This is a genomic window from Paenibacillus sophorae (assembly GCF_018966525.1).
GTDB lineage: Bacteria > Bacillota > Bacilli > Paenibacillales > Paenibacillaceae > Paenibacillus_AQ > Paenibacillus_AQ sophorae.
This window is the reverse complement of record NZ_CP076607.1, coordinates 904,967-930,128: the sequence shown is the minus strand read 5'-3', so window position 1 is coordinate 930,128 and position 25,162 is coordinate 904,967. Positions and strand designations below refer to the sequence as shown.

General features: G+C 53.7%; 17 protein-coding genes. 9 read left to right on the top strand and 8 right to left on the bottom strand.

The genetic code is table 11. The annotated features are described in order from the left end of the window. The first annotated feature begins 164 nt into the window (after window positions 1-164). The 5 genes from KP014_RS04495 (at window position 165) to KP014_RS04475 (ending at window position 8,828) form a co-directional block, all read left to right on the top strand. Window positions 165-452 (top strand): hypothetical protein, encoded by a 288-nt coding sequence (locus tag KP014_RS04495; RefSeq protein ID WP_090834221.1) that lies wholly within the window; start codon window positions 165-167, stop codon window positions 450-452. A 230-nt stretch (window positions 453-682) separates the two neighbouring features. Then, window positions 683-1,324, top strand: a complete 642-nt coding sequence (locus KP014_RS04490; protein ID WP_051499987.1) for a hypothetical protein — start codon at window positions 683-685, stop codon at window positions 1,322-1,324. Between the two features lie 9 nt (window positions 1,325-1,333). Beyond that, window positions 1,334-3,601: a sensor domain-containing diguanylate cyclase gene (locus tag KP014_RS04485; RefSeq protein ID WP_036594604.1), complete on the top strand. Its 2,268-nt coding sequence runs from the start codon at window positions 1,334-1,336 to the stop codon at window positions 3,599-3,601. A 125-nt stretch (window positions 3,602-3,726) separates the two neighbouring features. Next, window positions 3,727-5,619, top strand: a complete 1,893-nt coding sequence (locus KP014_RS04480; protein ID WP_090834220.1) for an SWIM zinc finger family protein — start codon at window positions 3,727-3,729, stop codon at window positions 5,617-5,619. Continuing rightward, window positions 5,616-8,828 carry a DEAD/DEAH box helicase gene (locus KP014_RS04475; protein ID WP_090834219.1) on the top strand — a complete coding sequence of 1,071 codons (3,213 nt, stop codon included), beginning with the start codon at window positions 5,616-5,618 and terminating at the stop codon, window positions 8,826-8,828. Before KP014_RS04480 ends, KP014_RS04475 begins: the two co-directional genes overlap by 4 nt. A gap of 115 nt (window positions 8,829-8,943) precedes the next feature. Here KP014_RS04475 and KP014_RS04470 read toward each other — a convergent pair whose 3' ends face one another. Then, window positions 8,944-9,243 carry a GNAT family N-acetyltransferase gene (locus KP014_RS04470; protein WP_051499812.1) on the bottom strand — a complete coding sequence of 100 codons (300 nt, stop codon included), beginning with the start codon at window positions 9,241-9,243 and terminating at the stop codon, window positions 8,944-8,946. A gap of 335 nt (window positions 9,244-9,578) precedes the next feature. Here KP014_RS04470 and KP014_RS04465 point away from each other — a divergent pair, with 335 nt between their 5' ends. Beyond that, on the top strand, window positions 9,579-13,718 hold the full coding sequence (locus tag KP014_RS04465) for a S8 family serine peptidase (protein ID WP_036593459.1): 4,140 nt from the start codon (window positions 9,579-9,581) through the stop codon (window positions 13,716-13,718). 184 nt (window positions 13,719-13,902) lie between these two features. Here KP014_RS04465 and KP014_RS04460 read toward each other — a convergent pair whose 3' ends face one another. The 5 genes from KP014_RS04460 to KP014_RS04440 all read right to left on the bottom strand — a co-directional run bounded on the left by KP014_RS04460 (window position 13,903) and on the right by KP014_RS04440 (window position 19,688). After that, window positions 13,903-15,138 (bottom strand): Zn-dependent hydrolase, encoded by a 1,236-nt coding sequence (locus KP014_RS04460; RefSeq protein ID WP_036593462.1) that lies wholly within the window; start codon window positions 15,136-15,138, stop codon window positions 13,903-13,905. A 169-nt stretch (window positions 15,139-15,307) separates the two neighbouring features. After that, window positions 15,308-16,561, bottom strand: a complete 1,254-nt coding sequence (locus KP014_RS04455; protein ID WP_036593463.1) for a PucR family transcriptional regulator — start codon at window positions 16,559-16,561, stop codon at window positions 15,308-15,310. Between the two features lie 394 nt (window positions 16,562-16,955). Next, window positions 16,956-18,089 (bottom strand): alanine dehydrogenase, encoded by a 1,134-nt coding sequence (gene ald, locus KP014_RS04450; protein ID WP_036604229.1) that lies wholly within the window; start codon window positions 18,087-18,089, stop codon window positions 16,956-16,958. 111 nt (window positions 18,090-18,200) lie between these two features. After that, window positions 18,201-19,292, bottom strand: a complete 1,092-nt coding sequence (locus tag KP014_RS04445; RefSeq protein WP_036604228.1) for a threonine aldolase family protein — start codon at window positions 19,290-19,292, stop codon at window positions 18,201-18,203. Between the two features lie 57 nt (window positions 19,293-19,349). Next, window positions 19,350-19,688, bottom strand: coding sequence for a DsrE family protein (locus KP014_RS04440; RefSeq protein ID WP_036604227.1), 339 nt, complete (start codon window positions 19,686-19,688; stop codon window positions 19,350-19,352). A gap of 289 nt (window positions 19,689-19,977) precedes the next feature. Here KP014_RS04440 and udk point away from each other — a divergent pair, with 289 nt between their 5' ends. Then, window positions 19,978-20,610: a uridine kinase gene (udk, locus tag KP014_RS04435; protein WP_036604226.1), complete on the top strand. Its 633-nt coding sequence runs from the start codon at window positions 19,978-19,980 to the stop codon at window positions 20,608-20,610. A gap of 120 nt (window positions 20,611-20,730) precedes the next feature. Here udk and KP014_RS04430 read toward each other — a convergent pair whose 3' ends face one another. Together KP014_RS04430 and modD are read right to left on the bottom strand one after the other, a co-directional pair. Next, window positions 20,731-21,450 carry a YebC/PmpR family DNA-binding transcriptional regulator gene (locus tag KP014_RS04430; protein ID WP_090834217.1) on the bottom strand — a complete coding sequence of 240 codons (720 nt, stop codon included), beginning with the start codon at window positions 21,448-21,450 and terminating at the stop codon, window positions 20,731-20,733. 157 nt (window positions 21,451-21,607) lie between these two features. Next, complete coding sequence (gene modD / locus KP014_RS04425; RefSeq protein ID WP_036600248.1) at window positions 21,608-22,459, bottom strand: ModD protein; 852 nt, start codon at window positions 22,457-22,459, stop codon at window positions 21,608-21,610. A gap of 490 nt (window positions 22,460-22,949) precedes the next feature. Here modD and KP014_RS04420 point away from each other — a divergent pair, with 490 nt between their 5' ends. Together KP014_RS04420 and KP014_RS29010 are read left to right on the top strand one after the other, a co-directional pair. Further along, complete coding sequence (locus KP014_RS04420) at window positions 22,950-24,851, top strand: PrkA family serine protein kinase (RefSeq protein WP_036600250.1); 1,902 nt, start codon at window positions 22,950-22,952, stop codon at window positions 24,849-24,851. A gap of 88 nt (window positions 24,852-24,939) precedes the next feature. Continuing rightward, window positions 24,940-25,068, top strand: coding sequence for a hypothetical protein (locus KP014_RS29010; protein ID WP_281426450.1), 129 nt, complete (start codon window positions 24,940-24,942; stop codon window positions 25,066-25,068). Window positions 25,069-25,162 lie beyond the last annotated feature (94 nt).

The window sequence follows — 25,162 nt, the reverse complement described above, 5'->3', positions numbered from 1 at the left end:
GATGCATCCCTCCACACCGCCATTATAACGCATTGCGCCGAGCCGGGGCAGGCCGGCCGAATAAGAAGGCAAGAATACGACAGCTCAGTCTTTAGCTGAACACTGGCATCGCCCTATCCACAGTCCAGCTGTTTCAATCGCTCGGGGCAACCATCGGGCTCAGCGTGTTCGGCAGCCTGCTCTCCGGCCACATCAGCAAAGGCGTGGAACCGCTCAGCAGCCAGCTGCCTGCCGGCACATCGGAGAATCTGGCGGCGGGCGGAATCCCACCCGGCATCTCGCCGCAGCTGCTGACCGAAGTCAAAACCGTGTTCACGCACGCCTTCCAGAATGTGTTCTCTATCTCGCTGGTTTTTGTTATTATTACTTTCTTCATCTGCTGGTTCCTTAAAAAAGAGGTACTGTCCCAGAAGAAAGAGGACTCTGCCGAGACCATCGTCGAGGCCCTATAATTTACGTATAACCTGCGCAAAAAAACGGCTGCGCCACCCATATGTTGGGGGTGCAGCTGTTTCACGCAATAGCGTTCCTGCCCCGAGTTTCACATGCAGCGAATTTCGATCCAGCCTACAGGCGCACTGTGATAAAAATCTCTTTTTTCTTAAAGTTAAACAGGAGTATTATTCCAACCTGTCGAACTCGTAATAAAGAAAATGGAGACCTACTTTAGGGGGCGTTGGATATGCAAAAAATACCATACTCGCAAATACAATCGGAACTGCGGACGGGCGATTTGATTCTTTTCAGCGGACAATATGAAATCAGCAAGCTTGTCGAAAAGCTGGAAGGCAGCCTGTGGTCCCATGTTGCCATGGTAGTTCGGATTCCAGAGATCGAGGTTCCGCTGCTGTGGGAATCCACAGCTTTGACGAATCTGCCGGACGTCTTGATGAACGATCATCTCACGGGGCCGAAGCTGGTAGATTTGCAGAAAAGGCTGGAAACCTACGGAAGCGACGTCACCCCCTATGTTCCGCCCCGCTACGCCGTAAGGCCCCTGAAGGTTAAGCGGAGCGAAGAGATGATTTCGAGCCTGCACGCCCTGTTTACGGAGCTGCATGGCATTCCCAACCCCGGCGAATGGAAAATGATTCTGGAGGTCCTTGAAGGCCGGATCTTCAAGATTCGTTCCAAACTGGACAACTATACCTGCAGCGAGCTTGTCGCCGAGTCTTACATCAAGATGGGCCTGCTCGACCCGAATGCCGTTATCAACGGATTTATGCCGAGCGATTTCTCCTCGGACGGACATCTGTCGCTCCTTAAAGGCTCATTCAGGGAAGAAATCGAAATCGACCTCGCCGGCATCAAATCGTCCACCTGACAGAAGAAGATGAAGGCTACATTAACCGCATCTTCGGCAGCTTCAAAATTCCGTATAGGCCGGATTGGATTGCTCGTATTCGGACTAGTCGTCGCTCTGCTTATGCTTCTCTGGAGTCAGACGGCGGATTCGGCCCGTCTGGAAGAGGCCGCCGGACTCGGCAGCCTCCGTACAAATACGGATCTTCAGGACGATTTGAAAATATGGGAGGACAAAGACGGACAGCTCACGATCAAGGATGTTGCAAGTCCGGCAATGGATTCGTTATTCGTGCCGTACAAGACCAGCGGACTCGGCGGCTCGATTAGAGGTTCGACTTATTGGGTCGAGCTGGACCTGTTCAATGCCTCTTCCAGGACAAGAGAACTTCTGCTGGAACTGAGCAAACCCCAGCTCAGCCGGGTGACCCTGTACCAGTTTGACGACGAACGCCATTTTTTGCGCCAGATCCGCACAGGCAGAAGTCTGCCCTTCAACGAGCGGGTCTTCAATCATCGGAATTTTATTTTCGACCTTTCGTTTTCTCCCGAATCCGGGCAGCGGCTATATTTTCAGATTCAAACCGACACTTATCTTCAGCTTCCGATGAAGCTGTGGGAGACGCAGAGCTTTATCGAAAGCGAGCAGCACTCGGGTCTTCTGTTCGGCATGTATTACGGGATTATGTTCGCAATGGCGCTGTACAACAGCTTTCTTTATGTGTCGATAAGGGACAGGGTTTATCTGTACTATGTGCTCTTTATCGTTTCGTTTGCGATAATGCAGGCGGTTTGGGACGGATTCGCCTACCAATATTTATGGCCGGGGCATCCCGCTTGGGACCTGAAATCCAATCCCGTCTTTATCGTATTGACCTGTCTGTTCACATGTGCGTTCTCGCGGAGCTTCCTGTCGGTTCCGAAATATTCGCCGCGAGTCGACAAAATTATTTGCGCCTTTATAGCCGGACTTGTTCTGACGCTGCCTAGTATGATATTTATGACGCCGGGCTTATGCACCAAATTAGCCGTCTACCTTGCAACCGCCAGCATTTTGCTCTGCCTGTCGGCGATAGCGGCCGTCCGGTTTCGGATGCGATCCGTCTTTTTCTATACTTTGGCATGGCTCGTGCTGTTTGCCGGCTCCGCGCTAAATATTTTGGCCGCTTACAAGCTGCTTCCCTTGAACTTTCTGTCGCTATATTCTGTACGGTTCGGCTCGGTAGCCGAGACCATTCTCTTGTCAGTAGCACTGGCGGACCGCTTTAACCTCATCAAGCAAGAAAAACTGCTGGAAGAGAAGCAGGGAATCCTGCTCAAAAAACTGCATGAAACGACGAAAGAACTGACTTCAACCTACGATTTGGACAAGCTTCTTCATTACACCTTGACCAGCCTGTCCAATATAACCGTCTGCGAGAACGGCTTTATTCTGTTAAAGAACGGGGAAGGGTACGTGCCGAAAACCTCGGTTGGGAGCGGGCTATGGAGCGGACTGCTCTTTACGGAGCTTGAAACGGAACCCTTCTTCCGCGCTTTGATCCGTGAAAAAAGGCTGGTGCTCCACTCTGATCCCGATGCATCCTCCTTCCAGCTTCATCCGGGCGCCAAGACCTGTATCGGAATCCCGATCCTGTACCACGACCGTCTGCTGGGTCTGGTCGTACTGCACAGTTATTCCCTCAGGAACTTTACCGAGAGTGAAAGGGAAATCCTTCGCGATTTTGCAGGGCAGGTCGGCATCTCCATTGAAAATGCCCGCCTGTTCTCGGAGATTAACCGGATGGCCTCAACCGACGGTCTGACAGGGGTGTATAACCGCAGCTATTTTCTCAGTCTGGCCAACAGGCACTTGTCCCAATGCTGGAGCTTGGATAAGCCCTTGTCGCTGATCATGGTCGATATCGACCACTTTAAGAGCATTAATGACCGGTACGGCCATCTTGCCGGTGACAAAATCATTCAGGAAACGGCGAGCCGTCTCGCCGAATTGATTCAGCCCCGCGGCATTATCGGCCGGTACGGCGGCGAGGAATTCGTTATCCTGCTACCCGGTATCGCAGCCGAGCAGGCGTATAGCCTGGCGGAAATCATGCGGAAAAGTATCTCGGCATCCGCCGTCCCGTTCGAGCAAATGGGCAGCGTCAGGTATACAATCAGTTTGGGCGTCACATCCGTTTCGCCGGACACAAGCGACATTAAGATGCTTATCGACCAGGCGGATCAAGCGCTGTACAAAGCCAAAGAAAGCGGAAGAAACTGCGTAATGGAATTTGAGTTTAAGGAAAACCTCGCTTAGAGATTTCCGGCGAACGAATATATTTTCACAAGGGACACCTTCGCGGGTGTCCTTTTGTTCGGTCTGACTCGCAGAAGCAGAAGTGATATAATTAAGTCACTATAGGCTTACAGGAGAATACTTTCATGCCATCGATACCTGCCCTTGATGACGCCGGGTGGGCCAGGCTCATCCAGGACACGGCGTATTATTTTGACGACCTGACCCTTAAAAAGGGCTTTCAATATTATAAGCAAAACCGGGTTATCGGATTGACAGCCGGTTCACCCGGACTCGTCACGGCCTTCGTGGACGGAAAAGAACGATACAGCGTCGAGATTGTTCTGGGCGCTCTCTCGATCAGCAGCTGCAGCTGCCCCGTCCTCGGGCCATGCAAGCATATGGCGGCCGTCCTGATGGACTACGCCGGAGCGCAGAGCCGTCCGGTTCAGCTGCTGGCCAATGCCAAGTCGTCCGCCCAGGTTCGGGCGGCAATGAGCTCCGCCCGCGCCGTACCGGAGGGCGGCAAAGCCGCCGGCAGCAGACCAAGCGGCTTACGGCACGACAATTCGGCTGCCGGTACCCTGGCCGCCGGAAACAGCGAGCCCGGCAGCGGTGGTGGTGCGGAAAGCAGTAACGGGACGGACGCTGACGATAGAGTGGAAAGCTATCCTGATGGAGGTGAAGCAGGGTATGCCGGAGGATCGGGCAGTAGCGGAAGAATGGATAATAGACCGGGCGGTGCTGACAGAAGCAGCGTCAGGCCGGGCAGCACAGGAGCTAAGGGCGGAGCCCTGCGCGGGAGCCAGGACGCCTTGAAGGAGCAAGGCCGCCTCATTCCGGTCATGAACGTCGCCGAGTGGCATGAACTGTTCGCCCGGTGTGTATCGCCTCTTGCCGGAGACACCCGGAACCCGCAATATGCGGATGAAGCGATCGCGGCAATCCTTCGCATCAAGCCGCCAATGGCCCCTGAACTGGAGAAGCTATTCGGCTTGCACACCCGTCTCTTTGTTCTGGAAACGCTGACCGCCCGCGTGGTCGGAAGGACGGGGACATTTACGCCTTCACTCGGATACTACACCCACCTGGCCGTAACGGAGCTTCAGGATGATATCGAGCGCTTCTTCAGCACGAAGCCGTCCCCCGCCTCCGAGCCGGAACAGTGGAACCGTATATTGGACACACTCGGGGTTCTCCGGCGGGCGCTGCTGGCAGAATCAAAGGAGCAGACCTTCTATTCCGCTCTTTATTATTTGCTGTGGAGAAAATGGATTATTCCAGAAATGCGTGATACTGCGCTTTTCGAAGAAGAACTGCGGCGGCTGGAAGGGGAGGAAGACAACCGGGCGGCATCTCCGTCCCGGCAGCCCCTGCTGATCGCCCGGGCCTGGATGCATTTCTGCCTGTCCGAAGATGACGAGGCCTTAAGTCTGCTCCGGGAAGCGGCTAAGCGGCCGGGATTCCATCCGGAAGGGCTAGATATTTTCTGGGAGCCGCTGTCGGAAGCCGGGGAAGCGCGGCGGCTTGTGAGCTGGCTTACGGAGGCTGGCGAACTGCTCCGCGGGCACCGCCGTCATGGTCTTGACAGCTATGCGCGGCACTGGGAGGAGGCTGTCCGGCTTCTGCCGGGCGCCGAGCCGCAAATGTGGCGTTTACTGGCAGACATGCTGCCTTTAAGCGGCGACATTTACGAAGAGAAGCTGCTGGCGCACGGACGCTGGCGGCAATGGATGGATTACCAGCTCAGCTCCGGCAAGGACCCTGCGGATTTCCGGGTGCGGGAGCTTCAGCCGCTGGAGAAGAATGCGCCGGAGCTGCTGCTGCCCTTCTATCATCAGGCAGTCGAGCGGCATGTCTCAGAGAAGAACAGAAGCAGCTACAAAGCGGCGGTAAAACTGCTGAAGCGGCTAAGCAAGCTGTATAAGAAAATGAAAGCGGAGGATCGCTTCGAGCATTTTCTCGGCTCTTTCACCGCCCGCCACAGCCGGCTTAGAGCGCTGCAAGAAGAGCTTCGGAAAGGAAAGTTGACACCATGAACGGGCAATTGCGGAAAATTACGGTCCGGATTGGACTGAGCGAATTCGGAGACGCACTATTGTACGGTTTGACGGATGACGGATACGGCCTTTCCGGTATGACTTTGAAGCAGATGCTCTTCGCCTGGCACGAGGAGTCGTTCTATGGTACCGAGCTGGCCATTCACAAAGCCGGAGAGATCGAACTGGTCGTCCTGCCCGCCGAACAGGTCCTGTCTTTCTTCGCCGCCGGGCAGCTGCTGTCGCATATCGGATGGTCATGGGACGGCGAAGCGGCTCCGCTCGCCGATCTGGCCCCCAGCCTGGCATTTTGTCTCGAGGAACGGCAGTATGTGCCAAGCCTTGCCGCATACCGTGAAGGGCGGCTGGAGTGGATCTGGGATGAGAGAGCACTTCGGACGGCGGCGGAAGCGGCGGATCAGGAAGCGTCCGCGAGGGAAACTGGAATGCGGCAAGCGGCAGAAGTCTGGCCGCAGGATGCTGCGGACGACGCAGGCGGCGCAACGGTACTAAACGGCGGCTCGCCCGCCGCCAGACCGGACGCGCTTGCCGCGCTTCGCCGGCTGAAGGATGACCCCGGCTTCATAGCAGGCGTCCGGGCGGCCTTCTCCGCCGCCGTATCCATGCGCTATTACGACACGGAAGCCCATGCCGCCGACCTGCGGCGCGAGTACCCGATGCTGTTCGAGCGTAAGCGTCTGGCGGCAGCCGGCATGGACGCGGAAGCCTGGCTCGTCTCCATCGGCTGGAAGGCCGATGTTTCGCCGTTCCGCCCCGCGCTCCAGCTGCTGGAGCCGGGTAAAGCCGAATCCTCCTGGCGGATTCGGCTCGTCTTGCAGGACAAGACCGACGCCTCGGCGCTTGTCCCTGTGAAGCTGGCGGCGGACGGCAGCGCCCATGGCGCCTGGCCCGCCCCGTGGTCGCCGCATGTAGCGAGCCGCTCGGCAGGCTGGCTGGAGCGCCTGCGCGCCTGCCTGCCGGAAGGGCGCTTTGACAGCGGCGGCGACGTGCTGGGCCGGCCGCTGGACAGCGCGGCCGCCTGGACCTTTCTGACGGCGGACAGCCGCCGTCTGCTGGATGCAGGCTGGCTTGTGCTGCTGCCGGCCTGGTGGGAAACCGCGAGCCGCAGGAAGCCGCGCCTGCAGGCGAAGCTCCGCCCGGAGAGCGAGAACCGGGGCGGCCGCTCGCTGATGGGCCTGGATGCGATCATCGACTTCGATTGGCGCATCTCGATCGGAGACGCCGACCTCACGGAAGAGGAGTTCGCGGCGCTGGTCGCCCGGGGAGAGCGTCTGGTCCGTTTCCACGGCCAGTGGGTTCCGCTTGATCCCGTGCTGCTCGCTCAAATCCGCAGAGCGATGGACGGCATGGACAAGCGCCAGGGACTGTCCTTCCAGGACGTCCTCCAGCTGCATCTCCTGAATGCCGGTGAAGAAGCCGGGGATGCGGACGAGGCCCCTGCCCCTGAAGAGGAGATGCGTCTGCAGCTTGAGGTGGAACTGAACGAGCAGTTCGTCAAGCTTATGGGGCAGCTTGGCGGCAAAGAGGCCTGGCCGCAGCCCGGCCCGCCTGCCGGTCTGAACGCTGAGCTGCGCTCGTATCAGCTTGAGGGCTATGCCTGGCTCGTCTTCCTGCGGCGCTTCGGGCTGGGCGCTTGTCTTGCCGACGATATGGGCCTTGGCAAGACCGTGCAGCTGATCTCCTACTTGCTTCGCGTAAAGGAGCAGTACGAAGAGCGAACGGCAGGGCCGCGGCCGTCGCTAATCGTCTGCCCAACCTCGGTGCTCGGCAACTGGCAGAAGGAACTGCAGCGGTTCGCGCCGTCGCTTGAGGTTATGCTTCATTACGGCGGTGCGCGGCTTAGCGGGGAGAGCTTCACGGCCGTAGCCGCCGATACCGATGTTGTGCTTACTTCTTATGCCACGGCGGCGCTGGACCAAGAGCTGCTGGCCGGCTTTACCTGGTCGGCGGTTTGCCTGGACGAAGCGCAAAATATCAAGAACGCCCAGACCAAGCAGTCAACCGCCGTCCGCAGCTTTCCCGCCTTGCACCGGATCGCGCTCACCGGAACGCCGATCGAGAATCGGCTGGCGGAGCTGTGGTCGATATACGACTTCATTACGCCGGGCTTTCTCGGGCCGCTGCGCGCTTTTCAGGAACGGTTTATCCATCCGATTGAGAAGGACGGCGACGCCAAGCGGACAGCCGATCTCAGGAAACTGGTCAAGCCCTTCATGCTGCGCCGTAAGAAGAAAGATCCCGCCATTCAATTGGACCTGCCCGACAAGAACGAGATGAAGACCTATGTCCATCTGACAGCCGAGCAGGCCGCACTTTACGACCAGACGGTTAACGAGCTGATGGATAAAATGCGCAAGCTGGAGGGCATCGAGCGCAAAGGCGCCATTCTCGCCGCGCTTACCCGGCTCAAGCAGCTGTGCGATCATCCGCTGCTTATCATGAAGGAAGCGGCAGCGAACGAAGATGCTGCTGACGAACCGGTGGATACGGGTCTGCTGATTGAACGCTCCGCCAAGCTGGAGCGGCTGCTCGCCATGGTTAAGGAACTGCGCGAAGAGGGAGAGCGCTGTCTGATCTTCACCCAATATGTGGGTATGGGCCAAATGCTGCAACGCGTGCTGCGGGAGGAACTGCGCGAGCCCGTGCTCTATCTGAACGGAAGCACCTCCAAATCGGCGCGGGACCGCATGATCGAGGACTTTCAGTCTGGACGCGAAGCGCTTCTGATCCCGCCAGGCATATCAGCGCCCACTTCGACGGACAGAGATCAGCCGGTATCCCCGCCGCCCTCTAACGGGCAGCCGCACGACTCTTTCCCGGACGGCCTGCATCAGGCTCCTTCGCTTACGGCGCAGCAGCCCGCCGTGTTTATCCTGTCCCTGAAGGCCGGCGGCGTCGGCCTGAATCTGACAGCCGCCAACCATGTGTTCCATTTCGACCGCTGGTGGAACCCCGCCGTGGAGAATCAGGCGACGGATCGCGCCTACCGCATGGGCCAGACGCGCGATGTTCAGGTGCATAAATTCATTGCCCTCGGAACATTGGAAGAGCGGATCGATGAAATGCTGGAGAGCAAGCAGCAGCTTAGCGACAGTATCATTACCAGCTCGGAGGGCTGGATTACCGAGCTGTCCACCGAGGCCCTGAAGGATCTGTTCACCCTGCGGCGCGAATGGTCGGAAGCCTAACGGTTGGCCGGTCCGAAGAACCAGAAAGCCATCCTCCGCTTAAATGCGGAAAGATGGCTTCTTTTTTAGCCATAAAACGCTGCTGCTATAATATCTGCCTTTTTTAAGCACATTTCTAATGTTTCCATACATCCTCATATTCCGGATTTCTTCTAAACTGGACACCAACATACGAGCACTGGGGTATGATTTTGGCCCCCTCCGCTCTCGCTTCCTCCGCGAGCCTATTAAGCAGCCTCTGAGCTATATTTCCTCCCCGGTAATGAGGCGACACATACGTATGATCGGCTACCCAGGTATGCTCGTCCTTTGGCACGTAGGTAATTTCTCCAATCGGCCCCTCTTCCGTACGGATGACGAAGGCGTTGCGCTCCTTGTAAATAACGCCGATTTCATTGGTTTCCTTGTTGCTCATAGCCTTTCCCTCCTTATTGCTTTCCCTTGGGTTCCACTATTACTTTACCCATTCAGCCCATTTTTCTTCAAAATCCGGCACAAGGATACGGCGATCGCCTATAGGTTGACGCTAAAAATCTAGCAGATTCAGCATTATCACGCTAAGCTTGCGCGAAAAATGAATTTTTCTCTGGATTTTCCAATTTACCGGTGGTAGAATCTTCTTAATCTTTTTCCCTACTAATCTAGGTGGAAATAAAAAGAGAATTACTAGAAAAGGAGAATTCTACATAAGCGCTCCACCAAGGCGGCAGGGAAAATCAACATTATACAAAACATTTGGGAGGGATTTTTTTGGAGTGGGGCAAATTGACACGCAAGCTTTCTATCATGTCTTTGGCTTTGGGACTAACAGCCGGGACAATTCCGGGCGCGGCATTCGCGGCTGACAGCTTGCATACGCAGTTCTCGAAATTATCTACGAAAAGCACCTCTTTGCTTCAAAGTTCGAAAGGAACATATATTTCGCCCAAAATCAACACCAAATCATCTGCGGAAGTCCGCGTTATCGTACAACTTAGCGGCCAGCCAGCGGCAGTAGGTAAATACGCGGTGAAGCAGGGTATCTCCTCCCTGGCGAAATCCGCTACCGAAGCGGCTGTCACGAGCCAGCAATCTACAGTTCTGGACAAAGCCAAGGACGAAGGCCTTGATCTTAAGGTCAACTATCGATATAACACCGTATTTAATGGCTTCGAGGTAACCGTTCCCGCCAACGAGATTCCGGAGCTTGCCGATATTCCCGGCGTCAAGTCGATCTATGAGAACAGCACCTGGTATCCGATTCCCGTTGAAGAGGCTGACGCTGAGATTAACGGAACGCTTCAGTACGGCGCATCTCCGCTTCACCAAATCGGGGCGGATGCAGCCTGGGCTAAAGAGATTACAGGCGCAGGACTCAAAGTAGGTGTAATTGATACGGGTGTAGATTACCTGCATCCCGATATCGCTCCCGCTTATAAAGGCGGTTGGGATTCTTTCTATAATGACAATGATCCTTACGAGGAAGAACCTAACGCAGACCTGGAGTTTGAAGGCACCTCTCACGGCACACACGTATCCGGTACAATCGTTGGGCGGTTCGCGAATCCGACCAGCGAAATCGTTCAAAAAGGCGTTGCCTATGGCGCAGACCTCTATGTTTATAAAGTGCTGGGTTATAATCCGGCCAATCCGAGTTCCGCATCCGGGTCTTCCGCTCAGGTTATTGACGGAATTGAGCGCTCTGTAAGAGACGGCATGGATGTCATTAACCTCTCGCTCGGCTCCGACGCTGAGAAGGACGTTAACTCTCCGGATGCCATAGCGATCAATAACGCTGTCCTTTCCGGCGTCACTGCGGTTATCGCCAACGGCAATGCCGGACCGGGCGCAAATACGCTCGGCTCGCCCGCAACCTCTCAATTAGGTATCTCGGTCGGCGCGGCTACAAGCCCGGCGAAGAACTTCCACGTTAATTTCCAACCTAGCTTTACCGATCCGGAAACGGTGACGAGCGTTACTTATACCACTTACAGCGACTTGAACGTAATGTCTTGGGAAATTGGAGACAGCAACTTTAAGGACATTATCGGAACGGAACCTGTAAAAGCGGTATATGCGGGATTGGGGTCAGAAAAAGACTTCAGTCAAATTCCCGCGGACAAATTGCAGGATTCTATCGCATTTGTTTCACGCGGTGTGCTTACTTTCACCGATAAGATCGCCAACGCCAAAAAATACGGCGCAAAAGCGATTGTTATCTTTAACGGTATCGGTACAGTTTTGAAGGATAATACATCCGTAGTCGATCTAAGTGATGACATCCCGGGCCGTAACGGATATATCGATAACAATATCGGCGACGTATATAACAGCATTCCCACGTTTGACATGAAAGGAAGCGAGGGACGGCTGCTCGCCAAAACGATCATAGCCAACCCGGATGTTACCTTTACCTTTGGAGATAACTACAACGAAACTAATTTTGATGGCGATACGCTCGCCAGCTTCTCTTCCGAGGGTCCGAACGTCGATGCGAATTTAAGCATTAAGCCGGATTTCATCGCTCCAGGCGTTGGTATCCTGTCAACCTGGCCTGCTTACCAAAAATACGATGAGTTTAAAAATGCTTCTTATGACGAAGCCTACAACCGTATCAGCGGAACAAGCATGGCTTCACCTCATGTGGCCGGTCTCGCCCTTCTTCTGAAACAAGCTCATCCGACCTGGGGGCCGTTTGAAATTCGCGCAGCACTTGCCAATACGGCCAAGGTGCTTGACGGATACAACGTATACGAACAGGGAGCCGGTCGTGTAAATGTCGCTGACGCCATTAATACACCAGCACTGCTGGAGTCGCTTGAACCAATTACGATTCTCGACAAAAACTTCCAGCCTCAAAATGTGATCAACTATAACTCTTCAGCAAACTTTGGTGTCGTAGCTCCCGGCGCTTCCAAGGTTGAAAATCTGCAGATTAAAAATACGGAAAGTGCCAGCTTAACTTACACCGCTTCCGTGAAATGGCATGGTACCGAGCCAGCCGGAATTAAAGCAGACTTGAGCCAAGTTGAATTGGTAGTTGCTGGATACCAGTCCAAAGCATTCTCTTTGAATGTGAATGTGGGTAATGATGCAGAATCCGGCTTCTATGAAGGACAGGTTACCTTGACTGCTCCTAATCTGCCTACACTTCACCTTCCTTTCTCAGTATATGTAGGCACTGAGCTGCCTGACAGCCCAGTGGGCATTCAGGAAATTTCGCTGACCCATCCTGTCATCTATCCGAAACTGAGCACTCAGGCGACAACGGATCTCAGCTTTAAATTGACTGCTGACGACGCGAACCTGTATGAACTCGACGTCTACAACTTGGATGATGAACTCATTGGATATAAGGATTATTACGATACCGTAAAAGAAGCTACGTATTTTGAACCAAAGGTTTATAATTTTGAAAGCCTCGATAATTCTTATTACAAGTATGATGAAGATGGCCAGCCTGTATTCGACGCCAATGGCGAACCAAGTGTCGGGTATCTGACCGACGGCATTTACAAACTCAATATCGTGTTCGCTCATATCACCGCTCAAGGCAAAGCGACCAATATTTACAACGGCTTTATCTCGCTGCGTGTCGATAACTCCACAGGCATCAGCAGTGGAGGCGGATCGGCCGGCGGTGGCGCTCCGAGCGGCGGTGGCGGAGCATCCGGCGGAACTACAACCACGACACCAACGGTTCCTGACTCCGCTGCTTCACTAGTGGATCAAGGCTTCAAGCAAGTGACCGTTACGCCTGCAACAACTGTACAAAACGGCGTTACCACCATCACGATATCGGATAGCGACCTGAAGGCTGCTTTGGCTAACGCCACTACCGCCCAGACCGCCGTCATCATCTCGGCTCCTTCGGTTACCGGTTCCGCCGCCAAGATCAGCCTGACCGCGGATCAAGTCAAGCTGCTTGCAGCAATTTCTTCCGCGAGCAAAGTAATCGTCAGCACGAAGGATGCTGCGGTTTCCCTGCCGGTAACGCTGTTTAGCAGCGCTCCTGCAGGTGCAACCTTCGATCTGTCGATTAAGCCGGCTTCGGAAGAAGCGGGCAAATTCACGGCAGGCGCAGCCGGTTCGTCTGTCATCGGTGCTCCGGTATCCTTTGAAGGAAGCTGGACAACGGTAACAGGCAGCACATATCTGACGGTGCCAAGCAATACGTTCATCAAGAGATCCTTCACCGTTCCTGGAAGCATCGCCGCGAATACGGCCGGTGTTCTCTTCGAAGAGAACGGCAAGATCACTCCGGTATCTTCCGTATTCAAGACGCAAGCAGACGGAACGACGCTGGTTATCGTTAACCGTCCGGGCTTCTCGACTTATGCCGCTGTAAGCCGTCCGGTAACATTCAGCGATATCGCGGGATCGCCTGCGGCTTCGGACATTACGGCACTGGCTAACAAATTGATCTTCCGAGGTACTTCGGCAACGACCTTCTCGCCGAAGAGCAATCTGACCCGCGCCGAATTTACAGCACTGCTCGTACGCGCGCTCGGTCTGCGCACCGACGCATCGGTTAACTTTACCGATGTGAAGGCAACCGATTGGTATGCAGGTGATGTTGCAGCCGCTACGAAGGCCGGATTGATTCTGGGTGTTGGAGGCGGCAAATTCGCGCCGAAGGCCAATGTCTCCCGTCAGGAAGTGGCCGTTATTCTGGATAGAGCCGTGAAGCTGGCTGGTATTGAACTGAAGCCTGCCTCTCCTTCCTTCACCATCTATACCGATAACGCCAAGATAGCAAGCTACGCGAAGGACAGCGTTCAGTCTCTGTCTGCTGCGGGCATCATCAGCGGCGACTCCGGTTCGGTATTCAATCCTACCGCACCGGCAACCCGCGAGACGATTGCTACAGTACTTCGTCAACTGCTGGTCAAAGGTGGACTGGCTGAATAATCCAGTAAAGCTCAACGGGCCGGTCAAGGAGCAATCCTTGACCGGCCCGTTTGCTTCTGTAAACCATTAAATTATTAACACAAATAAAACAGGAGGCTGTTCCGGGCGAGTCACACATGACCCTTAAGGGAACAGCCTCCTCCTGCCATATATCATTCGCGTGAGCCACGATTTCCTTTGAACCTTACTCTCCGTTATCCGCCAGCAGCGTCAGCACCGTTTCCAGCATCACATTTACGCCTTTTTCGCAATCCTCGTACGAGGTCAGCTCTTCTTCGCAGTGGCTCTTGCCCTTCACACTCGGAACGAAAATCATCGCCGACGGCAGGTAGCTTGCGACGAACTGGGCGTCGTGTCCGGCGCCGCTGGCCATTTGTTTATGGGAATAGCCTAGCGATTTCACCGAACTTTCAATCACGCCGCATACCCGCTCGTCGAACCAGACCGTATCGCGGCCCCACAGTTTTTTCTTCGTCACGAAGCAGCCTGTCTGCGTCTCCGGAAGTGAGCTAATGATCGACACCACATCGGCGATAACCTCTTCATTCTTATGCCGCGCCTCAACGGTGAAGACAACTTTATTCGGGATTACCGTGTGGATGTTGGGGTACACATTGACCCGGCCCATCGTATAGACCAGCTCGGAATCCAGCTCGCCCAGCTTGCTCCGCAGCTCCGCCACCAAATCGGTAGCAGCGAAAAAGGCATCGCTGCGCATCCCCATCGGCGTCGTGCCGGCGTGATTGGACTCCCCGGTGACTTCGATTTCATAACAGACCATGCCGACCACGCAGTCCACGAGTCCGATCGACAGTTCCTCTTTTTCAAGCACGGGACCTTGTTCGATATGCAGTTCCAAATAAGCGGACGCTTCCTTGATGCGGTTCTGGGTTTCCCCTTCGTATCCGCTGGCCTTCAGCGCTTCCCCGAAGGTAACGCCTTCCGGGTCCTTGCTCTTCAGCATGACCTCTTTATCGAATTTACCCGACAGCACGCCGGACGCCATCATCGAAGGCTCGAACCGAGCGCCTTCCTCATTCGTGAAGTTCATAACCGTTACTGGAATCCGCGGCTTAATGCCATGGTCCACAAGGGTTCGCACAACCTCAAGACCCGTGATTACGCCCAGAACGCCATCGAAACGGCCGCCTTTTACTACAGTGTCGAGGTGAGAACCCATAACAATTGGGGGCTTATCCTCAGTGCCTTCCAGCGTCGCGTACATACAGCCCATATCGTCCACTTTGACCGTCATTCCCAGCTCTTCACAGCAGGAACGGAAGTAATCCCGCACCTTGATGTCCTCTTCGCTTAAGCTCAGCCGGGTGACGCCGTTCGCAGGCGTACGTCCGAAATCGGCGAATGCCTCGATGGTATCCTTCAGCCGGGCTCCGTTAACGAATATGTTTTGCGTCTGCATTCCTATCCCTCCGTCCATGATCTGGTCGTTCTTAAACACTATGTTACGACCCGTATCTTCTCTTTTCATTGTACAGAGTGTAATAAGATTGGCGCAGGAAACCTCCGTTTATGTTACATCCATGTGTATATTTTCTGCCATCCAATTCGTTTATCCGCCATATCTTCCATCAACCTTCCACAAACCATTGATTCAACTGCCGGGTCTCTTCCGTCAAAATATCCATATAGATCGAGAAGCGGTAATGGGTGTCTTTCAGATTTTTTCCCGTAATTTCGGCGATCCGGTTCAATCTGTACATTAAGGTATTTGTATGGATATGCAAAAAAGCGGCCGACTCCTTCAGATTACCGTTAAACGTAAGATAGACGGCGACGGTCTTAACAAAATCGGTCTTATGCACCCTGTCATGCTCCTTCAGCGGATAAAGCAAGGGACTTCTACGGCCCCGGCTTCGCTTCTGCTCCATAATAGCCGGAATATGCGCCCAAAACCCCATATCTTCGTAGAGCAGCAGCTCCCGGGCTTGAAAAGGCAGCAGACGCTTGATCTCGACAATGGACATCGCCTCCATATAGGCGACGGCCGCAGAGAGGTAGTCCCCGTAATAGAGACTGCATCCCCCTGATATCCGGCAGCCTTCGCCCTTATTCATCTGTTCGATGAGCAGCCGCATAAAGGAAGACAGCGCCTGCGTCCCTTCTATTGAAAAAAGAAAAGAAAACAGAACAATAATCCGGTTATGCTCGGTGGTCATGAACACAAGCGAGGCGCCGGAATAGCCTTCCGCGGTCTGCCGGAACTTGAGCAGAAAATGGTCGTCCACCGCCCGTTCGGGTTCAAATACGCCGATAAAATATCCAGGCGGCAGCATGATGTTATCCAGCTCAGCATCCCGCTTAATATCCTGCTCCGTGCCGTAATGCGAGGTCAGCAGCTTCCAGAAGAAATCCTCCTGCGCCCGCGTCTGCTTCGTCTTCCAGCCCCGCTGCTTCAGGAGGTAACGCGCAGCGATTTGCGCCGCTTTTTCCACGACGCTTTCTGCGTATCCCTCCGCAAGATTGCCCGCATCCACGACCCAGATATAGCCGAGAACCTCCTTCTGGTGCTTGATGCACATCGCCAGGCGGGGTCCAAGCCCCACCTCCATTACACCTGATATCCGGATGGGATGCGGCGTATTCTCCAACTGGCGCATGATGCCCTTTTTGCGCAAACCGATAATGACGGAGTCAGGCACACGCTTGCCGATGATCGTCGAAATCCGGGCAGGATCGCTTTCAAATTGATGGGAACTGTAGCCGATGACATGATGGTTCTCGTCCTCAATGGTCACTTGGGATTGCAGCGATTCGCTGATTGTATCCGCCAGGGACTCCATACTGTCAAAAAAACGGTCAAAATTCAGTCCTATTTCTACCATGTTTTCCACTCCAACGTTAAGAATAACCGAGTCATGCATGAATGTGGATTATTTTCATTCATAGGTTTTTTCATTCATAGGGTTTATTCATTATAGTATGCTTCGTCTTTACTGACTATAGGGAGCGGGAAAAGTTGTGACAGAAAACCTGCCATTATCAATCCGCTTCTATCAGCCCCAAGAAATTTAGGTAAGAAAAAACGCTTGACGGCGTCTTATTAAGATGCAAGTACGTTTCTCGTAAAAATATAAGACCAAACGATAGGCGCGAAGCTTATAAAGTCTTATATTTCAAAAAAAGAACAGACCCGTATTAACGGGTGCTGTTCCATAATTGGGGTTCCTTCTCTTCATTGGGAATCGTCTTTTATCTATTAGCCGACTTTTTCTATATTTAGATCAGGGTGAATTCCTGCGACATCGCTTGAGCAACCGTGAAATACTCCTCGCCGAGCGCTTCGGCCACAGCTTTACAGGTGATCTTGCCATTCGCGATATTGACGCCGTTCAGGAGACCATCATTTTCTTGTACGGCCTTCAGCGCGCCTTTGCCCGCGATTTGCAGCGCATAAGGAACGGTAACGTTCGTCAGGGCAATCGTCGACGTCTTGGCGACAGCGCCCGGCATGTTGGCTACCGAATAATGAAGTACGCCGTGTTTTTCGAATACCGGATTGTCATGTGTCGTTACCTTGTCGATCGTCTCCACGATGCCGCCTTGATCGATGGCTACGTCAACGATTACAGAGCCCGGTTTCATCGTCTTCACCATTTCTTCCGTTACGAGCTTCGGAGCTTTCGCGCCCGGGATGAGCACCGCGCCTACCAGCACGTCCGCTTCGGCAACCGCTTTGGCGATGTTGTACGGGTTCGAGATCAGCGTGTTGATTTGTGCGCCGAAAATATCGTCCAGCTGGCGCAGTCTGTCAGCGCTCAGGTCGACAATCGTAACGTCCGCTCCAAGTCCAATGGCCATCTTGGCCGCATTCGTACCGACAACGCCGCCGCCGATGATGCTGACCTTGCCTCTGCTTACGCCGGGAACGCCAGCCAGCAGAATGCCTTGGCCGCCATAGTTTCTTTGCAGAAATTGAGCGCCTAATTGAACGGACATCCGGCCAGCCACTTCGCTCATCGGAGTCAGCAGCGGCAGTGTACGGCCTTCGGTAACCGTCTCATAGCCGATGGCGAATACGCCTTTTTCTTTCAGCGCCTTTGCCAGGGCAGGCTCCGGAGCCAGATGCAGGTAAGTGAACAGTACAAGACCGGCACGGAAATAGCTGTATTCGCTCTCCAGCGGTTCTTTAACCTTCATTACCATTTCGGCGCTGCTCCACACCTCGGCGGCTCCGTCGATCAATTCCGCTCCGGCTTTCGCATATTCTTCATCCTGGAATCCGCTGCCCAGGCCCGCACCCTTCTCAACCAATACCGTGTGACCTTCCTTAACAAAGCTGACTACTCCGGCAGGGGTAATGGCCACCCGATTTTCATTATTTTTGATTTCCTTTGGAATTCCGATGATCATTCTTAACATCTCCTGTCTGGTGAATGTTTACTATGTAAAGAATGATAACATACATTGCAGGCTTGCCATTTGGTGAAAATTCAAAAGTTTATCTGTCATGATTGTGTTTTATCACAATGAGACAGCCAGTTTTTCATCCAATATGGCAAACGCCCGGCGAAGTTCTTCCTTAGGAATAAGGGCATACCGGTCGCCGACACTAATCTCGAAATAGCAGGAGGTTTCGCCGGTTTCCCTTAAATAATGCGTTAATCCGACGCCAGTTTCCTCATATAACTCCATCAGCAAAGGCTCCAGCCGTTCTTTAGGCATTGTCACGTGGACATGGAACATATTCGAGACAGGCTCTGCCGGAAGAGTGGAAATTTGTTGGCATTTGTTAAACAGACCAGCCAGTTCCACCGCCTCCTCATAGTACCGTCCCATGTTAGGTAATCTCTCTTTGAAATAATAATCGGCGGAGAGAATGTACGGGTACAGGCTGATCAAATCCCCGCCATGACGTCTCTTCCATACCTTGGACGCTTCCCCGAGTCCAATATCGCCTGCGAGAACCGCTCCGGCAATCCCGCCAATGCCCTTATAAAAAGAGATGTATACGCTATCAAATAACGCGCAGACTTCAGCCGCGGATTTCTGATAGTAGGGCAGAATCTCGAACAATCTTGCTCCGTCCAGGTGAAGAGCGATTCCCCGCTCGCGGCAGCAGGCCGCTATCGCTTCCAGCTCACCGAAATCCGGCAGCTGCCCGCCGATTTCACGCTGGGGCAGCTCAAGCAGCAGACATGCGATTTTTCCATGCATTTCCTGCACATCGCTGAGTCGGATCAGCCTGTTCTTGCCGCCAAGCAGTATCGGCTCAATTCCATGAAGCTCGTGAAGTCCCCGCTGTTCGTGAATCTCCAGATGGCATAGCGGGTGGTACGCGACTCTCTTAATCCCCTTCCGGTCGCACCAGATCCGCAGTGCAATCTGCTGCGCCATCGTGCCGCTGGGGAAGAAGACGGCTTTTTCTTTTCCGAGAATCCCGGCCATTTTGCCTTGAAAATCCTCAAGTAAGCTGCCCTCGCCGTACATGTCGCTGTCCAGATCGCCATCATAGGCGTTCAGCGCATCCTTCAATACTCCAATATTCCGTTTGCCGTGGCCGGTTATTGGGTATGCGGTCCGGTTAAACGCCTCCTGAAGCGGTTTGTTATTCATGTTATATGTTTCTCCTTCGAAATAGCTCTAGCCGCTGCTGCCTGTCCGGTGAATATTTTAGGATACCGTAACCACTTCATACTGCGCTGACAGCTCGATAAAATGCCCCATGCTCGATACTTCTCCCGCATACAGCTGATCGCCCACCCCGTAGTAGTTCACGCAAGTGGCGCAGGCCAATACCGGAACCCCGCGATCGGCCAGTTCTTTTAAATGAAGGGAGGCCATCGATTTCCCCGTTAGCGCGAGCACTCCCCGGTTGATGCAGAATACTGCAGCCGGAAGCTGCTCCTGCTGCTTCAGAAGCGTAAAGTAGGTCTCCAAAAGCTGTTCCCCAAGCCGGGTATCCCCGTTTCCCATGCTGTCTGTCGTAAGAAAAATAATTTTTCGATTCATCTTCTTCATCCTTTCTTAATTTGAGCACCCAACAAAATGCTGAGTTTAATTAGCCCGAATAATATGCGCTTATTGCGTTCATGTTGATATAAATAGTATATAACAATCTCTGAATAGACCGATATGCATAATGCTTGTAACGGCCTGCATCGCTTGTTCAATGCGCAGACAACAGAATTCCATCGGAAGGAGAGTATTTCCGGAAGGGACAAGGTGAAAAATTAAGGCCGCTGTGCTACAATACTGGAATTGACAAAGGGAATAGGTTAGGGAGGTTTATGAAAACGCTATGCTTATTATAGGAATTGCCGGCGGAACAGGCTCCGGCAAAACAACGGTGGCCCGCTCCGTCATCGACCGTCTCGGTCCGGGCAAAGTCACTTTTATCTCTCAGGACAATTATTATAAAGACCACTCGCATCTCAGTCTTGCCGAGCGCGAGGCGATCAACTATGACCATCCGTTCGCCTTCGATAACGAGCTCTTGATCGAGCATCTGAAGCTGCTAAGAACGGGGCAGCCTGCTCAGGCGCCGGTGTACGATTTTACCGTTCATACCCGCTCCACGGAGAACACGGTCGAGCTGCTGCCGAACAATATCGTCATTATCGAAGGGCTGCATGTGCTGTCCGACGAGGACCTGCGCGCACTGCTCGACATCAAAGTGTTCGTCGACACCGACCCTGATGTCCGCATTCTGCGCCGGGTCCTGCGGGATATCGAGGAACGCGGCCGCACCATCCAGTCGATTCATCAGCAGTATTTAACAACGGTCAAACCGATGCATGAAGCGTTTATCGAGCCATCTAAGAAATACGCCGACCTGATTATTCCCGAAGGCGGGCAGAACGAGGTCGGCATTCAACTGCTGTCCGTCCTGACCGAAAAATATTTGACTGGCGCAAACTGGACCGGCGCCTAGCGCTATTATGCAAGAATCACAATACGAATGATTCGCCGCCCTACGATTTCGCGGATACAAAAGAAACGGCTGCCACATCCTGTGTTAAGGACGGCAGCCGTTTCTGCTAGAAACAAAAGACTATTCTTCGGAATCCACGTTATGATACACCTGCTGCACGTCTTCCAAATCCTCCAGAACGTCAATCAGCTTCTCGAACTGAGCCTCAGAATCTTCCGGAATCGTCACATAGTTCTGGGGAAGCATGGTCAGTTCGGCAACCGTAAACTCGGTTACGCCCGCATTCTTGAACGCTTCCTGAACGGCATGGAACTGATCCGGCGCGGCGTAGACGATGACGGCTTCGTCTTCTTCCAGAATATCGCGCGCGTCCACATCCGCTTCCATTAGAAGTTCCAGCACTTCCTCCGCACTCTTGCCGACCAGGCCGATGACCGCCGTCGAATCGAACATATAGCTGACCGATCCGCTGACGCCCAGGCTGCCGCCATTCTTGCTGAATGCGGCGCGCACTTCGGAGGCGGTGCGGTTGACATTATTGGTCAGCGCGTCGACGATAATCATCGAACCGTTCGGTCCGAAGCCCTCATAGCGAAGCTCATCGTAAGTCTCATCTGAATTGCCTTTCGCTTTCTCAAGCGCACGGTCAATGATCGCTTTCGGAACATTGTACGTCTTGGCGCGCTCCAGCACGACCTTCAGCGCCCGGTTCGATTCCGGATCCGGCTCGCCCTGCTTGGCCACTACATAGATTTCACGTCCGAATCTTGCATATATACGACTTGTGTTGGCATCCTTGGACGCCTTCTTTTCCTTGATATTATTCCACTTACGGCCCATACTTTATCGCTCTCTTTCAACAGTGATTAAACGCAGTCCTTTATATTATACTCCTCTCATTATATCTATTAAAAGGGGGGCGGGGCAAATTTTGGGGAGCAGCAAGCAGCGCAGGCGATTCGCCCCGTGCCCCTGGGCCGCTTCCCGGCGTTCCCGCTCACTCTCCGTCCGGCAGCAGCCGGACGCTCATATCGAGCGGCTTCGCGAAGAACAGGCTCGTCGTCACCAGCACATCGACACCGGAAGCCGCGTAAGCTTCAGCATTATGCTCGTCGATGCCTCCTGCCGCCAGGAGCACCACATTCGGATTCGCGGCCCGAAGCTCCGCACTTCCCGCAAGCAGCACATCCGGCGGCAGCTTATCAAACTGCAGGCAGTCCACCCCGGCGCGGCACAGACGGAGACCGTATTCTATGGAATCCGTCTCGACGACCAGCTTTTTCTCCGGCACCTTGGACTTCAGCTCGCCGATCCGCTCCACGAAGGCATCCGGTCCGCCGCAGAAGCTTGCGTGCTCCTTGAAAACCAGCACCGTCTCGGACAGTCCCAGGCGATGGGGTGCGGCGCCGCCGTACAAAATCGCCTTGACGCTCATCGCTTTGGTGCCGGGAAAGCTTTTTCTCGTGCTCACCACGGAGACATCCGGATTGACCGACTTCACTTTGTCCACGATCCGCCTTGTCTTGGTTGCAATGCCGGAGCAGCATTCCAGCAAATTTTGCGTCACTTTCCAGGCCATATGGAGCGAACGGGCCGTGCCTTTGCCTGACAGATATACTTGCCCGGGCTCAACCTTCGTTCCCGACGGAAGGCTGAATACCGGGGTTACCCCCAGCTTGGCGAACATGCGCAGCACCTCCTCGGTTCCGCACAGCACCGCATGTTCTCTGGAGAAGTACTCGATGGTTCCCGGCGATCCGCCAATGTCCAGCGCCCAGGTCGTCAGATCGACGTACGGGACATCCTCCCCGATCATCCGGTCGATCGCTTCATCGGAAATGTAAATCATAGCTTAATCCTCCTGTTCAGACGAGAGCCCCTTCATCTATGTCCGCCTATACTGCCTGGAACAGCTCATTCGCCAACCTTAATATTTTTAAATGAATATGGCGCTAATTGTATTCGTTATTCCGTCCTGAACAAATGAAGAAACTCATAGGGGCGGGTGCTCTCTTTGTCGTCTTCTATGACATAAGACAGGCCAACGAAGACTCTTTTTCTAAATTTTTCATCAAAATGTCAATTTACATATCAAAGAAACCTTAAAATTGTTTAAAATTTTTGTGAATATTCCTGTTTACTCTCCGTTTCTACTTCCCGTATGACATTTTTGTTGTCGCTAGATGATAGAGTTTATGCTACACTTTATAGACAACTAAATATGCAAGAACTATGTCTCTACTGCTCTGTCGGAATGGACGCGCTGTCTTTATGCACTTGCGCTGCATCTGTCACCTTGAACCTTTCACGAATGACATTAAAAGAGGGAGGCGGTAAGCATGACGTTCTTGGAAAAATTACTAACGTATCGGGACAAGGAGAATGATCTCTTCTGGGAAGGCTCCTTTCTCGATTACCTGCAGCTTGTTAGAGAGAATCCGCGAATCGCCGGGACAGCGCACGAACTGGTCTACCGGATGATCGAGGCGGCAGGTATAACCGAGCTGGGGGACGGCCGGCGGGAGTACGCTTTTTTCAGCGGAACCCTGTTCGGACTTGAGGACTCCATTCAACTGCTCGTGGAAGAATATTTCCGGCCTTCGGCCCAGCGGCTTGATGTCCGCAAGCGTCTGTTGCTCCTCATGGGTCCGGTCAGCGGCGGCAAATCGACACTGGTCACCCTGCTGAAGAACGGTCTCGAATCTTTTACACGCACGCCGGAAGGCGCGCTCTACGCCATTAAAGACTGCCCGATGCAGGAAGAACCTCTTCATCTTATACCCCGCGAGCTGCGCGAGGAATTCCGCAAGGAGTACGGGGTGCATATCGAAGGCGATCTCTGCCCGGTCTGCCGGATGAGGCTGGAGAGTGAATACGGAGGCCGGATTGAGGACATGCCCGTTGTCAGGGTTCTGTTCTCGGAGAGCGACCGGACAGGAATCGGAACCTTCGCTCCGTCGGACCCTAAATCGCAGGATATTGCCGATCTGACGGGCAGTATTGATTTTTCAACCATTACCCGTTACGGCTCCGAATCCGACCCCAGGGCCTACCGTTTTGACGGCGAACTTAACAAGGCCAACCGCGGCCTGATGGAATTTCAAGAAATTCTGAAATGCGATGAAAAGTTTCTGTGGAATTTGCTTTCATTGACGCAGGAAGGCAATTTTAAAGCGGGACGATTTGCGCTCATATCCGCCGACGAACTGATCATAGCCCATACGAACGAAACCGAATACCGCGCATTTATCTCCAATAAGAAGAATGAAGCCCTCCACTCCCGCATGATTGTCATGCGTATACCCTATAATCTGAAAGCCAGCCAGGAAGAACGGATTTACCGCAAGCTTGTTGACGCCTCGGGCCTGAACAATCAGGTGCATCTGGCTCCCGGAGCGCTCTGGACCGCCTCTGTCTTCACTGTGATGTCCCGTCTCAAAGAACCAAGAAAGCCCGGAATTGATCTTGTCAAAAAAATGTACCTCTACGACGGCGTCGAAGTCGACGGCGTGAAGAAGGGCGATGTGGACGAGCTGCGGCGGGAGCATCCCGACGAGGGCATGTCCGGGGTCGACCCCCGTTATGTCATCAACCGCATTTCCAGCGCGCTGATCAAGGGCGGCAAGTCCTGCATTAACGCACTGGATGTACTTCGTTCCCTCAAAGAGGGGCTCGACCAGCATCCTTCGATCTCCAAGGAAGAACGCGAGCGGCTGATGAATCTGATTACGCAGGCCCGCAAAGAATACGATCATAAGGCGAAGACCGAAGTGCAGCGCGCTTTTGTCTACTCGTTCGAGGAATCGGCCCACACGATGCTTAACAATTATCTGGATAATGTCGAGGCGTATTGCAGCGGCCACAAGATCAAGGACCCGATCACCTCTGAAGAGCATGATCCCGATGAGAAGCTGATGCGCTCCATAGAGGAGCAGATCGGCGTGACCGAGAATCAGAAGCGGGCGTTCCGCGAAGAAATTCTGATCAAAATCTCGTCGTTCGCGCGCCGCGGCCGGCAGTTCGAGTACACCTCGCATGAGCCGCTGAAGGATGCCATTGAGAAGAAACTGTTCGCCGATCTGAAAGACGTCATCAAAATTACAACCTCGACGATCAACCCGGACGAGAGCCAGCTCAAGCGCATGAACGAGGTCTCGCGGCGCCTGATCGACCATCACGGCTACTGCGCCACTTGCGCCAATGAGCTGATGAAATACGTCGGCAGTCTGCTGAATCGGTGACGGGGTGGTTCGGCCTCGGAACCGTTTCAGCTCGCTGAATCGATAGTCGAGGACGTTTGCCCGGTATCGTATTCGGATTGCTGAATTGGTGGCGGGGAACAGACAAGCCTTGGCAGCAGACAAGTTTGCCGTTACAGCAGCGTTTCTCTTTAAAGAGCGGGAGGAGCATTCCTGCTGGAACTCCTTCCCGCATCAACCTGTGGGTGACGGCTATTAAGGCCGTACGCCCCTTTTCCTTGTTCCACGTCTGTACGATTACACGCCGGATCAACTGCATTTTCAGGTAATGAAACCATATATTCCGGGAGGTG